Annotated in this window: 11 protein-coding genes; 3 read left to right on the top strand and 8 right to left on the bottom strand. The window is 70.1% G+C overall.

What is annotated here, in order from left to right; all coding sequences use genetic code 11:
- Positions 1-5: 5 nt before the first annotated feature.
- Positions 6-1,985, top strand: a complete 1,980-nt coding sequence (locus OG266_RS43360) for an N-acetylmuramoyl-L-alanine amidase (protein ID WP_371552331.1) — start codon at positions 6-8, stop codon at positions 1,983-1,985.
- A 39-nt stretch (positions 1,986-2,024) separates the two neighbouring features.
- On the opposite strand, the gene OG266_RS43355 is transcribed toward OG266_RS43360, so the two are convergent.
- The 8 genes from OG266_RS43355 to OG266_RS43320 form a co-directional block, all read right to left on the bottom strand.
- Positions 2,025-2,522: a hypothetical protein gene (locus tag OG266_RS43355; RefSeq protein ID WP_266470278.1), complete on the bottom strand. Its 498-nt coding sequence runs from the start codon at positions 2,520-2,522 to the stop codon at positions 2,025-2,027.
- Positions 2,523-2,651: 129 nt separating this feature from the next.
- Complete coding sequence (locus tag OG266_RS43350) at positions 2,652-5,555, bottom strand: AAA family ATPase (RefSeq protein WP_371552330.1); 2,904 nt, start codon at positions 5,553-5,555, stop codon at positions 2,652-2,654.
- 140 nt (positions 5,556-5,695) lie between these two features.
- Entirely contained in the window at positions 5,696-6,295 is a 600-nt protein-coding gene (locus OG266_RS43345) for an ABATE domain-containing protein (protein WP_371552329.1), read from the bottom strand.
- 122 nt (positions 6,296-6,417) lie between these two features.
- A complete protein-coding gene (locus OG266_RS43340; protein WP_371553166.1) occupies positions 6,418-7,716 on the bottom strand; it encodes a dihydrolipoamide acetyltransferase family protein in 1,299 nt (432 codons plus the stop codon).
- Between the two features lie 11 nt (positions 7,717-7,727).
- Entirely contained in the window at positions 7,728-8,696 is a 969-nt protein-coding gene (locus OG266_RS43335; protein WP_266470266.1) for an alpha-ketoacid dehydrogenase subunit beta, read from the bottom strand.
- Complete coding sequence (locus OG266_RS43330; protein ID WP_266470263.1) at positions 8,693-9,835, bottom strand: thiamine pyrophosphate-dependent dehydrogenase E1 component subunit alpha; 1,143 nt, start codon at positions 9,833-9,835, stop codon at positions 8,693-8,695. Before OG266_RS43330 ends, OG266_RS43335 begins: the two co-directional genes overlap by 4 nt.
- A 103-nt stretch (positions 9,836-9,938) precedes the next feature.
- The gene (locus OG266_RS43325) at positions 9,939-10,700 is read right to left on the bottom strand and encodes an SDR family NAD(P)-dependent oxidoreductase (protein WP_371552328.1); all 762 of its coding nucleotides are present in this window, start codon (positions 10,698-10,700) and stop codon (positions 9,939-9,941) included.
- Between the two features lie 81 nt (positions 10,701-10,781).
- A complete protein-coding gene (locus tag OG266_RS43320) occupies positions 10,782-11,933 on the bottom strand; it encodes an acyl-CoA dehydrogenase family protein (protein ID WP_371552327.1) in 1,152 nt (383 codons plus the stop codon).
- Positions 11,934-12,103: 170 nt separating this feature from the next.
- Here OG266_RS43320 and OG266_RS43315 point away from each other — a divergent pair, with 170 nt between their 5' ends.
- Positions 12,104-12,559, top strand: a complete 456-nt coding sequence (locus OG266_RS43315) for an Lrp/AsnC family transcriptional regulator (RefSeq protein WP_266470254.1) — start codon at positions 12,104-12,106, stop codon at positions 12,557-12,559.
- A 115-nt stretch (positions 12,560-12,674) separates the two neighbouring features.
- Positions 12,675-13,484 carry a class II aldolase/adducin family protein gene (locus OG266_RS43310; protein WP_371552326.1) on the top strand — a complete coding sequence of 270 codons (810 nt, stop codon included), beginning with the start codon at positions 12,675-12,677 and terminating at the stop codon, positions 13,482-13,484.
- Positions 13,485-13,508 lie beyond the last annotated feature (24 nt).

Raw genomic sequence — 13,508 nt, 5'->3', positions numbered from 1 at the left:
CTGCTTTGCGAGGACCCGCCACCGACCCCAGGACCACCGCCGGGCACAGACGCGCGCGCAGAACCGCAGGCACCCTCGCCTCGGCGGCGCTGCTGCTGCCGCTGCTCGGCGCGGCCCCCTCCGGCAGCACCGCGCAGGCCTCCTCAGCACAGCTGCAGAGTGCTTTTGCCGGTGCGGCCGCCACCTACCACGTTCCGCAGAGTGTGCTTCTCGCCGTCTCCTATCTGCAGTCCCGCTGGGACGCGCACGGCGGAGCGCCGAGCGTCAGCGGCGGCTACGGCCCCATGCACCTCACCGACGCGCGTACGGCGATCGCCGGCGCGCCGCATCACAGCGAGGGCACGGAGGACGCCCGCGGCGACAGCTCACGCGCGGCTCTGCACCCCGACACAAAAGTGCCGGAGAACTCCGAACTCCCCGCCCGCCTCAAGACTTTGACGAAGGCGGCCGAGCTCACGGGCCTGCCGGCGGAGCAGCTGCGTACGGACCCGGCCGCCAATGTGGCGGGCGGCGCCGCGCTCCTCGCCGCCGCACAGCAGGACCTCGGCGAGCCGCTGAGCGACGACGCCGCCGACTGGTACGGGGCGGTGGCGCGCTTCTCGGGTGCCGACGACAGCGCGACGGCCGCGACGTACGCCAATGACGTCTACGAGGTGATCCGCGGCGGCGAACAGCGCACCACGGACGCCGGTCAGCAGGTCGCGCTGGCGGCCCAACCCGGACTGGGCCCCGACAAGGATCAGCTCAGGCGAGCGGGTCTGCGTACGGTCTCCGCGGCCGGCACCGAGTGCCCGGCGACCGTGTCCTGCGAGTGGATCCCGGCACCGTACGAGGAGTTCGGCGAGGGCGACTACGGAAACCACGACCTCGGCGACCGGCCCGCCTCGCAGAGCATCAAGTACATCGTCATCCATGACACGGAGGGCACCTGGGACGGCGTCCTGAACATGGTCCAGGACCCGACCTATGTGTCGTGGAACTACACCCTGCGCTCGACCGATGGGCACATCGCCCAGCATGTGAAGGCCAAGGACGTGGCCTGGCATGCGGGCAACTGGTACGTCAACGCCAAGTCGGTCGGCCTGGAACACGAGGGTTTCCTCGCCTCGCCGGACGCCTGGTACACGGAGGAGATGTACCGGTCCTCGGCACGGCTGGTGGCGTACCTCGCCAAGAAGTACGGCATTCCGCTGGACCGGCAGCACATCCTGGGCCACGACAACGTGCCGGGCACGACGACGTCGACCATCCCCGGTATGCACACGGACCCGGGCCCGTACTGGGACTGGCAGCACTACTTCACGCTGCTCGGCCACCCCTTCCGCTCCACGGCGAAGGCCGTCGGCGGGCTGGTGACCGTGCTGCCGGACTTCACCGCGAACCGGCCCGCGTACACCGGCTGCGTCACCAGCGGCGAGCCCTGCGCCGTGCACGGTTCCAGCGAGGTACGGCTCTACAGCGCGGCGAGCGAGACCTCGCCCCTGATCAAGGACATCGGGCTGCGACCGGGCGGCGCGGACTCGACGATCGACGTGAACGACATCGGTTCACGGGTCTCCACCGGCCAGCGGTACGCGGTCGCGGGCCGCGACGGCGACTGGACGGCGATCTGGTACCTGGGCCAGAAGGCCTGGTTCAAGAACCCGCAGAAGCAGCCCACGGCGGTGAACGCGTCGGGGCTCGTGGTCACGCCCCGGACAGGGCTCGCGGAGATCCCGGTCTACGGGCGCGCGTACCCGGAGAAGGAGGCGTACCCGACGGGCGTACCCGTGCAGACGGTCTCGCCGCTGCCGTACAAGCTGCTCACGGGCCAGGAGTATGCGGTCGGTGACAAGGTGCCGGGCGAGTACTACTACGCACCGACCTTCGACACGGCACCGCACAAGGTCGTGATCGGCAAGGACATGTACTACGAGATCCAGTTCGGGCACCGGGTGGCGTTCGTGCGGGCCGCCGATGTGCGGGTGCTTTCGTCGGCCTCGTAGGGGCGTGGGCGGGTCCGCGGAACGCGCGGACCCGGCCGTTCAGCCCTGTTGGAACAGCTCGGCCGGCAGCGGCTTGAGCAGCGCGTACAGATCGTCGGTGATGGGGCGGTCCCAGGCGGCGATGGTCACCAGGACCTTGTCGCTGCGGTCGAACTGCACGCACGAGATGCGGGTCTCGGAGAGCTTGAGGCGGCGCACGATCAGGAGGTTGTCCCCCTGCATCACCGGCATGTCCTCGGTGCCGACGACGGTGACCTCCTCCTCGTTCTCCAGCGCCAGCAGCAGCTGGGCCACCTCGAAGGGGATCTCTCCCTCCGGGATGTCACGGGCCGGGGAGCCCTCCGGCAGATTGCCGATGATCATCGCGGGGCCACGGCCGCCGAACAGGTCGTAGCGCAGGAAAACGCCCTGGCAGCTGCCGTCGGGAGCGGGCAGCAGGCCCGCGCCGAGATTGCCCGGCCAGTCACCCGGGTCCATGGCCAGAACATCGAAGTCGGGCCCGGCGGGTGTGGCGCTACGGCGGCGGAGGAAGGACATGCCGCAATGGTACGTGCACAGCGGTGCTCCGGGCCCCGGGGGCGCCCCTTGTGAGCGGTCACGTGGACGGCTGTTCCCCGGTCGCGGAGACGCCTGTTGCTCCGCATACGGGGACCGCTGTTCCTCCGGCTACGGGGACGGCCGCTCCCCCAGCGCGGCACCGAGTCCCATGCGCTCCGTGCCCACCTTCCGGTAGACCGCCGAAAGCAGCCGTACGACGGCCGGCTCGTCGATGTCCAGCTCCGCTGCGATCCCGGCCGTGCTGCGGCCCCGGACAGTCAGGGCTGCGGCGGTGCGCTCGCGGGCGGTGAGCGTGTCCGTCTCGGTGCTGTGCAGGCGGCGCGGCCCGAGGCCGGCGGCGGCCAGCTCGTCGCGAGCCTCTTCGACGCGTCCGTCGGCGCCGCACTGCACGGCCGCGTCGAGCCCCCGGTAGAGGTGCTCGGCGGCTTCCTTGGGGCGTCCGGCGCGGCGCAGCTCGGTGCCGAGCGCGATCAGGGCGCAGGCGAGTTCGTACGCGGCCGGGGAGCGCTCCAGGTTGGCGACGGACTCTTCGAGGAGTTTGACGCGGGTCGAGCCGGAGGAGACCTCGGCGGCGGCACGGAGTGCCTGTCCGACCGCTGAGGGAGCGCCGAACTGGCGGGCGCGATTCACCGCTTCCAGCGCCGTGGTGACGGCCCGCTCGGGGGCGTCGTGGCTCTCGGCGCGCGCGAGGTGGAGCTGCCAGGGGCACCAGGCGGGGTTGCGCATGCCGCGCGGATCGAGGCGGCGCCCGGCCGACGCCAGCTCGACGGCGGCGTCCTTGGTGAGGCCGCGGGCCAGCAGCAGCTCGCCGTGCACGGTCTGGACGTCGGGGAAGGTCACGGCGGCCGGGAAGGGCGCGCCGAAGGCGTGGTCCTCGCCGGTCTGCGCGGCCTCGGTGATCTTGCCCCGGGCGAGCAGGATCTCGATGAGGACGCCGACGGAGTACCAGTGCACGGGGGTGCCGGGCCCGACGCGCTGCGCGAGCCTGAGGCCCGCCCGTGCGAAGTCCTCGGCCTCGGTGAGCCGGCCGCGGCGGTAGCGGACGTACGCGAGGAGGGTGTAGCCGAAGGACAGGTGCGCACCGTGCCAGCCCTGGGATTCGAAGTCGGCGATGCCGGTGGCGAACAGTTCCTCCGTGCGCCCGGGGCGGTCCGCGTACATGAAGGTGAGGGCGACCAGGACGGGCACCTCGAAGCCGCGGTCGGCCTCGGCCCAGCCGAGCCCTCCGGCGAGGGCGCGTTCGGCGTGGTGGAGCGCTACGGGGGCGGGTTCGCCGCGCAACGTGGCGTCCCAGGCGCGCAGGCCGATCACATAGCGCTCGGTGAGGTCGCGGCCGGACAGTCGGTCGGCGAGCCTGGTCAGGCGGCGGGAGCGGGCCGGTGAGTCGGGTTCGTCGGCGCGGAAGGCGTCCCACATGAACTGCTCGGACTGCATGCGCAGCCGCACCCGGGCGTCGCCGGTCACCGGGATCTCGCGGGCGAGTGTCTCGGACGCCTCGGCGAGGCGGTCGCTGTGGGCGAGGACCTGGGAGAGGCGGTAGACGATGTTGTGGCGCAACTCCGGGTCGGTGATGGGCTCTTCGAGGGCTGCGCGCAGGTGGTTGACGGTGGTCGCCGGTTCGGTGAGCAGGGAGGCGCAGCCCAGTTCGTACAGGACGGCCGCGCGATCCTCGAAGGGCGGGGGTTCGCGCAGGGCGCGGGCGAGGTAGCGGCGGGCCGCGTCGGGGGCGCCCGCGCGGAGGTTCTCGCGGGCGGCGGCGCGCAGTTGCTGGACGACCCAGGTGTCGCCGTCGGGGTGGGTCTCCATGAGGTGCCGTGCAGCGGCCGACGGGCCGAGCCCGTCGTTGATGATGCACCAGGCGGCCTGTCCGTGCAGAGCCACGCGTACGCCGCCGGGGATCGCGCGGTAGACGGCGGTGGCGATGAGCGGGTGGACGAATTCGAGAGTGCCCCCGGCGGTCACCGGGCCGGTGAGGATACGGGCGCCGCGCAGGGCGTCGGCCGCGTCGGCGGCCTCCTCGGAGCCGAGGCCGGCGACGGCGGCGGCGAGCATCGGATGGATCTCCGTGCCGAGGACCGCGCAGGCCCAGGCGAACCGCACGGTCGAGGTGCCCAGGCGTTCCAGGCGGGTGATCAGGCCGCTGCCCTTGACGGCGGCGGCCAGGTCGCGCAGCAGATGCGCCCCGGCCTCGGTCGGGGTCAGTCCGCGGTCGCGCACCTTCGCGGTCAGCTCGACCGCCTCGAACGGGCTGCCCGCGGTGACCGCCCAGCACTCGCGGCAGAACGCGTCGTCGGCCTGGGTGCCTAAGTCCTCCCGTACGAGTCGGGCGACGGCGGCGGCGCTGAGCGGTTCGAGGTCGATGGGGCGCTGACCGGCGCGCCCGGGCAGTCCCCTGAACGCCTCGGCGTGGTCGGGGAGTTCCTCGGGCCGGTAGGCGACGACGAGCAGCAGCGGCAGCTCCTCCGCACGCGGTGCGAACGCGGCGAGCCAGCTCAGCGATTCGGGGTCGGCCCAGTGCGCGTCGTCGAGGACGAGCACCATCGGGGCGCGCTGCACGGCCAGGTGTGTGAGCACCCAGTCGAGACCGTCGCGCAGGCCCTGCTGGTCGGGCGGGGCGCCCTCGGCCGGCGCGCACAGGCCGAGCGCCGGGCCGACGATCGCGTACCAACTCCCCAGCGAGGCACGGATCTCGGATTCGGCGGCCCCGGCGAGCTGCGGTTGCAGAAGCTGGCGGGCGACGTGGAAGGCGACGCGCTGCTCCTGGTCGCCGCCGCGCGCCGACAGTACGGTGCAGCCTTTGACCGCGGCGCGGCGGCGGACCTCGGCGAGGAGTGTCGTCTTGCCCAGTCCGGCGCGTGCCGCGAAGGCGAGGAGCGCGCCGCGGGGGCGCCCTGGCGGTTCGGTGCCGTCCCTGCGCAGCCCGGTGAGTTCGTTCAACGCCTCGTCGGCCGCGGCGAGTTCACTCTCGCGTTCGAAGAGTGTCCTTCTGCTCCGTGCGTTTCGCTGCCCCATGGCGCACCCCCTGCCACGGTGGCGCAGCCAGCGCGGGGAGCGGGTGCGCACCGTGACCTACAGGCACCTCAGCGTACGCCGGGAGCGGTGCTGGGGCGCCCCGTTCGACCACTCCTGACCGCCGGGCAACCGACCGCGGCCTACGCGGACTTCTTGTGCCGCTCGTGGTGGCGGGCGACCCGGGCGCGGTTCCCGCACGACGCCTTGCACCACTCCTGACGCGGGTGCTCCTTGAGGAAGTAGCGCACGCAGCGCGGCGCGTGGCAGGCGCGCAGGCGCTGCCGGTCGGGGCTCGCGAGGAACGCGATCGCGGCGCCGGCGAGGACGGCGGTGAGCTCCGGCCTGCCGCCCTGGGGCTCCTGCCGTACGACGGGGTCCGCGCCGTCGGGCCAGGCGAGGACGGGCACGGTCGGAGTTCGGGCGGCCGCCGCGTTGAGCCGCGCCACGGCCTCGGGTACGGGCAGCAGCCTCGCGGCGTCGGCGGGGCTCGGCTCGGCGGGGCGCACGGCGCGGGCGAAGAGGGCGCGGACGGCGGCGCGCAGATCGCGTACGGCGATGAGCGCGAGGTCGTCGGCGACGTACGCCTCGCTTCCCGGCAGGACATCCGGGTGCGCCCGTACCCAGGCGGTGAGGCCCGTGGGCTCGGCGAGATCGTCCGCGACTCCCCCGTGGTCGTCGTGCCGGACGGTCAGGGCGAGGTCGAGGGCGAGCCGTGCGTCCCTGCTGAGCGAGTCGTCCATGGCGCTAATGATACGTTCGCCCGCATCCATTAGATCCCTGCGTTGCCGCTCGCGTAGAGCCTTGCGTTGCCGCTGCGGGTGACACACCGGTCCGCGAGCACGTCCCGCGCACTCATACCGCGTCAGAGCATCGCCAGCCCGGGGTCGTGCAGGAAGGCGCCTGTGTCGGCGAGCAGCTGTGAGCCCTGCTGACCGTCGACGAGGCGATGATCGAAGGACAGTGCCAGCTGAGTGACCCACCGCGGCTCGATCTTCTCGGTCCCCGACGCGTCGGTCACGACCCAGGGTGTACGGCGGATGGCACCCATGGCGAGGATGGCCGCCTCACCCGGGTTCAGGATCGGCGTTCCCGTGTCCACACCGAACACGCCGACGTTCGTGATGGTGATGGTCCCGTCCATCATCGACTGGGGTGTTGTCCTGCCGTCGCGGGCTGTGCCGGTGAGCGCGGCGAGTGCTTCGGCGAGTTCACGCAGCGACATCCGGTCGGCGTGCTTGATGTTGGGGACGATGAGCCCTCGCCCTGTCGCGGCGGCGATGCCCAGGTTGACATAGTGCTTGAGCACGATCTCCTGCGCCGGCTCATCCCAACTGGCGTTCGCCTCGGGGGTGTTGCGCAGGGCCAGCAGGAGTGCCCGGGCCACGAACAGCAGCGACGTGACGCGCAGATCACGGAACTCGCGGCGGGCGGCGACCGTGTCACGGAGCCGCATGGTCGCCGTGATGTCGACCGTCATGAACTCGGTGACGTGCGGTGCCGTGAACGCGGAGGCGACCATGGCGGCCGCGGTGTGCTTGCGTACGCCGCGAATCGGGATGCGGGTCTCGGCTGCGGCCTCCGAAGTCGCGGGCTTCGGAGCTTCCGCCGCCACGGGCTGAGCCTCCGCTGCCCGGCGTACATCGTCGCGGGTGACGGTGCCCGCAGGGCCTGTGGGGGTGACGGTGGTGATGTCGACGCCGAGGTCTTTGGCGAGTTTGCGGACGGGGGGCTTGGCTGCTGTCCGCTCTGTGGCCGGTGCCTGGACGAGAGCCGGCGCTATTGGCTGGTCTGTAGGCGGTGTCGCCCCAGGCCGGCGACGTCTGCGGCGACCGCTGCCCTCCTGCGGGCCATACCCCACCAGCAGCGCCTCCCTGTCGGGACCCGGTTCCGTCACGTCGGGAGCGCCGCTGACCTCACTGAGGATGGTGATGAGGGGTTTGCCCACGGGCAGGGTCTCCCCGTCCTGCGCGTGCAGTGTCCCCACAACACCCGCATACGGAGAGGGGAGTTCGACGGCAGCTTTGGCCGTTTCCACCTCGACAATGATCTGGTTGATCTCCACGGAGTCGCCCACCTGCACTGCCCACTGGAGAATCTCGGCCTCGGTGAGTCCCTCGCCGACATCGGGCAGCAGGAAAACTTGCTCGTTCGACACGGTGATCCGCCCCTCCTCTAGTAGCTCAAGCTGTGGTCGAGGGCATCGAGGATCCGGTCGACACCCGGAAGCCAGTCCGACTCGAGGCGGCTCGGCGGGTACGGGGTGTCATATCCGGTGATGCGGAGAACCGGCGCTTCGAGGAAGTGGAACTCCTCCTGCTGGATCCTCGCGGCCAACTCCGCCCCGAACCCGTGGGACAGGGATGCCTCGTGGGTGACCAGGGCCCGGCCGGTGCGGTGGACGGACTTCCGTACGGTGTCCAGGTCCAGCGGTGACAGGGAGCGCAGGTCGATGACCTCGACGCTGCGGCCTTCTTCGGCGGCGGCCTCGGCTGCTTCGAGAGCTGCCGGGACCATGGGGCCGTACGCGATGAGTGTGGCGTCGGTGCCGTCCCGCAGCACACGGGCTCGGGCGAACGGTGCCGGTGTCCGGTCGGTGACCTCGCCCTTGGTCCAGTAGTGCCGCTTGGGTTCGAGGAAGATCACCGGGTCGTCGTCGTCCACGGCCTGGCGGATCATGTCGTACGCGTCCTGCGGGTTGGAGCAGGTGACGACCTTGAGTCCGGCGGTGTGGGCGAAGTAGACCTCGGGCGATTCCGAGTGGTGCTCGATGGAGCCGATGCCGCCGCCGAAGGGGATGCGGATGACCACGGGCAGGGTGATCACACCGCCCGAGCGGTGCCGGAGCTTCGCGAGCTGGCTGATGATCTGGTTGACGGCCGGGTAGACGAAGCCGTCGAACTGGATCTCGCACACCGGGCGATAACCGCGCATCGCGAGACCGATGGCGGAGCCGACGATGCCTGCCTCACCGAGGGGAGTGTCGATGACTCTCAGGCTGCCGAACTCCTTCTGCAGACCGTCGGTGACGCGGAACACCCCGCCGAGGCGTCCGATGTCCTCGCCCATCAGCAGGACTTTGGGATCGTCCTGCAGGGCTTTGCGAAGCCCGTTGTTGAGGGCCTTGACCATGGAGATGCTCATCGAACGGCTCCGATCTCCTGGCCGGCGGCGAGGTACTGCGAGTGCTCTGCCAGTTGGCGCCTGAGCTCGACCGGCATGTCTGTGTAGGTGTTCTCGAAGGACGAGGCATCGTCCGGCGGGGGCAGTGCCCGGCAGCCGGCCCTCAGACGTTCGGCCAGTTCTTGTTCTCGTCGCTCGATATCGGCGAAGTACTCCTCGTCGACTACGCCTTCGCCGCTCGCGGTGAGGTGCAGGCGCAGACGCTCCAGCGGATCCTTGGCCGTCCACTCGTCGGTCTCGGCGGAGGGGCGGTAGCGGGTGGCGTCGTCGGCGGTGGTGTGCGCGTTGATCCGGTAGGTCACCGCCTCGATGAGGGTCGGCCCGCCGCCGGACCGGGCACGGGTCAGCGCTTCACGGGTCGCCGCGAGACAGGCCAGCACGTCATTGCCGTCGACGGAGACGCCGGGAAAGCCGAAGCCGGCCGCGCGTTGAGCGACGGGGACACGGCTCTGCACGCTGTAGGGAGCGGAGATGGCCCACTGGTTGTTCTGGCAGAAGAAGACCACGGGGAGGTTCTGGGCGGCGGCCCAGAGGAACGCCTCGTTGGTCTCGCCCTCGCTCAGTGCTCCGTCACCGAGGAAGACCAGTACCGCGGTGTCGCGTGTGCCGTCCCCGGAGCCGATCACGTCGTCCCGGACCAGGCCCATGGCGTAGCCGACCGCGTGCAGGGTCTGCGCGCCGATGACCAGGGTGTAGAGGCCGAAGCGACGCTCGTACGGGTTCCAGCCGCCCAGTGTCGAACCGCGGAAGAGGCCGAGGAGCGACACCGGATCGAGTCCGCGGCACCAGGCCACGCCGTGTTCCCGGTAGGTGGGGAACACCATGTCCTGCTCGGCCAGCGCGTAGGCCGCACCGACCTGGGCCGCCTCCTGACCGCGCAGAGAGGGCCACAGGCCCAGTTCCCCCTGGCGCTGGAGCGCGATCGCCTCGGAATCCAGGCGGCGTACCAGCGCCATGTCCCGGTAGAGGGCCAACAGATCGATCGCGGGAGGGAGTTCGAGTCTGCTGTCGGGCCCGAGTATGCCCTCGGGTGAGAGGAACTGGATCGGGCCGTCGGCGGGTTGGGCGTCGTCGGTCGGCTTGGATTGTCTACGTGGCACAGCGGCTCTCGATTCGGATGCTCGCGTTTCGGGATGCTTGCGTTTCGGATGCGCCCGCCGATCGGGCGTCGGCGGATGGCTGGACGGCAATCACCGCTACGTGTCAGCGCGGTGCCATACGGAGCGCCCCGTCGAGGCGGATCACGCAGCCGTTGAGCATGGGGTTGTCGATGATGTGCTCGACCAGCGCGCCGTACTCGTCCGGCGCACCCAGCCTGGAGGGGTGGGGCACGGAGACCTCCAGCGCCGCACGCGCCTTCTGAGGCAGTCCCGCCATGAGCGGTGTGTCGAACAGCCCGGGCGCGACGGTGACCACTCGGATGCCCTTGTCCGCCAGGTCCCGTGCGGCGGACAACGTCAGCGAGACGACGCCGCCCTTGCTGGCGGCGTACGCGGCCTGCCCGATCTGCCCGTCGTACGCGGCGATGGAAGCGGTGCAGACGATGATCCCGCGGTCACCGTCGACGGGGTCGTTGCCCGCCATCACTGCCGCGGCGTTGCTCAGGACGTTGAAGGTCCCTACAAGGTTGATGTCCACCACGCGGCGGAACTGGTCGAGCGGGAGCACACCCCGGCTGCCGATGATCCGTCCAGGTGTGGCCACTCCGGCGCAGTTGACGGCCACACGGACCGTGCCGAGTTCAGCGGCCTCGGCGAATACCGCCCGCACCGCGGACTCGTCCGTGACATCGGCCGCCACGAAATGTGCGGGCTTGCCGAGGTGGTCGGCGAACTCACGGCCTGCTCCGGTGGGCAGGTCCAGAACCACCACGGTGGCTCCCTGCCAGTGCAACCTCTCGACCACGGCACGCCCGAGGCCGGAAGCGCCGCCGGAGACGACGGCTACGGCATCGCGATACTGCACGGCAGTTCTCCTCACAGGTAGACATCGTGTAGGCATGAAGGGTTGGCGTGCGGACATGCGGGTTGGCGTCTGTGGCGCTGGTCAGCGTGCGGGATCCGCGAGTTGACGACTGATCACCAGGCGCTGGATCTGGTTGGTGCCCTCGAAGATCTGCGTGATCTTCGCTTCCCGCATGAACCGTTCGACCGGGTGGTCGAGCACGTATCCCGCGCCGCCCAGCACCTGCACCGCATCGGTCGTGACCGCCATCGCCGTATCGGTCGCGATCAGCTTGGCCACACTGGCCTGCCGTGTGTACGGCTGGCCGTTGTCCTTGCGGCGTGCGGCGACCAGGTAGGTCGCTCGGGCGGCTTCGGTCCTGGCTGCCATGTCGGCCAGCAGGAATCCGACGCCCTGGTGCTCGATGACCGGCCGCCCGAACGTCTGCCGCTCCCGGGCATAGCCGACCGCGTAGTCCAGAGCGGCCTGTGCAATGCCGACGGCGACCGCGGCGATCCCGAGCCGGCCCGCGTCGAGCGCCGACAGGGCGATCTGCAGTCCCTGGCCGGGAGCGCCCACGACTCTGTCCTCGGGGATGACCGCGTCCTCGAAATGCATCTCGGCGGTGGTCGAGCTGCGCAGACCCATCTTGCGTTCCGGTGTTCCCGCGACAAGCCCTGCCGTGTCGGCGTCGACGTGGAAGCAGGAGATGCCCCCGCTCGCGTCAGGGGAGGTCCGCAGGAACACGGTGTAGAAGTCGGCCTGACCACCGTGTGTGACCCAGGCCTTGGTGCCCCGTGCCGTCCAACCGTGCGGCGCTGGTGCGGCGGACGCGCGCAGCGCCCTGGGATCGGAACCCGCGTGGGCTTCGGACAGGGAGTACGCGCCCAGAGCCTCGCCGCTCAGCATCCGCGGCAGGAGTTCGGCCTGCTGCGCCTCGGTGCCGAACGTGGTCACCGGGTGGCAGGACAGCGTGTGCACGCTCATGCCGACGGCCACCGCGGCCCAACGTGCGGCAATCTCTTCCAACACCTGCAGATAGACCGTGTAGGGCTGTCCCCCGCCGCCGACGTCCTCGCTGAACGGCAGAGTCAGCAGCCCGACCTCGCCCAGGAGGCCGAAGACCTCGCGGGGGAACTCGCCCCTTTCCTCGAACTCGGCGGCCCGTGGCCCCAGTTCCTTGTCCGCGACGTCCGTGACCAGTTCCAGCAGGTCATAGGCCTCGCGGGATGGCAGTTCGCGTTCCACTTTCACTGCATGGGCCCTCTCCTGCGGTCGCGTCCTGGTGGACTCGGGGATGACCACAGTCGACAGCGCGCTGCCCATGATGCAATTAACCTGCCGAGATCTTGTTGTGCGCGCAAACTTTATGAAGTCTGATCAGGGTTCTACGCAAAGAACCTGCTCATGAGTGAGGTGTGACCATGCCGGATACAGAGCACGTCGACAGCGTCGACAGCACGATCATCGACCTGCTGGTGCAGGACGGCCGCCGGACGGTCACGGAGATCGCGGAGCAGGTCAGCCTGTCTCCCTCCGCCGTGAAGCGGCGCATCGACCGCCTCGAACGGGTCGGGGTGATCGCGGGCTACACGGTCGTGCTGGATCACGGCAAGCTCGGCTCCAGCTTCGAGGCCTTCGTCGAGCTGAGGTTCTCGGGGGACGTGAAGGTCGAGATGATCACCATGGCGGCCACCAGCGTCACGGAGGTCCTGGAGGTCTTCACGGTGGCCGGGGATCCCGACGCACTGGTCCGGGTCCGCGTGTCCGGCGTCCAGCATCTCCGGGATGTCATCGACCGGCTGCGCCGCTCGGGGCCGGTGATCGGGACGAAGACCTTGATGGTGCTGGGTGCGTGGCGGCGGGACGGCCGAGCCTGATCGGACAATTATTTGCCCAGAGGGCACATTAAATTGCCTCCTAGGTTGACTTCCCTGGTTTGCCGGGCGCACGCTGAAGCAGGCCCAGCAGCACCGAACAGGGAGGCATGAGCACATGTCCGTGTCGACTGAGAGCGCCGGCGCAGAGGATCTGGACGGCATCGGCGAGCTCGACATACCCCAGCTGTCGGACGTGAAGGGTTCGGTCGAGTCCGAACGCCGGCACCGCAAGGAACAGCTCGCGATCGCCTTCCGGATCTTCGCGCGTTACGGCTTCGACGAAGGCATCGCAGGGCACATCACGGCACGCGACCCGGAGTTCCCCGACCGGTTCTGGGTCAACCCGTACGCCGTGCACTTCTCGAAGATCCGGGTGAGCGATCTACTGCTCATCGACGAGGAGGGGCAGGTGATCGAGGGCGATCGCCGCACCAACAAGGCCGCCTTCTGGATCCACTCCTCGATTCACCACGCGCGCCCCGACGTGGTCGCCGTCGCCCATGCTCATACGATCCACGGCCGGGCGTTCGCCTCGCTGGACAAGCTTCTCGACCCCATCGTCCAGGAATCGTGCGCCTTCGCCGGGGACCATGTGCTCTTCGACGAGTACAAGGGCCTCGTGCTGGAGAAGGCGGAGGGCGAGCGCATCGCCGACCGGCTGGGAGACAGCAGGGCGGCGATCCTGCGCCATCACGGGTTGCTCACCGTGGGCCGGTCCGTCGAGGAAGCGGCCTGGTGGTTCATCACGATGGACCGGGCCTGCCAGATGCAACTGCTGGCCGACGCGGCGGGCAAGCCGCGGATCATGAGCGACGAGGAAGTGACTCTGGCTCACCGGCAGTTCAGTAACGCCAACATGGCCCGGCACAACTTCAACCTCCTCGCCGGACTCGTGGTGGACGAGGAGCCCGACGTCCTGCGGTGACGGAGACGCCGAGGCGCGTGCGCC

It is taken from the genome of Streptomyces sp. NBC_00554, assembly GCF_041431135.1.
GTDB lineage: Bacteria > Actinomycetota > Actinomycetes > Streptomycetales > Streptomycetaceae > Streptomyces.
The sequence above is the reverse complement of the archived record's forward strand: the minus strand, read 5'-3'. Positions and strand labels throughout refer to the sequence as shown.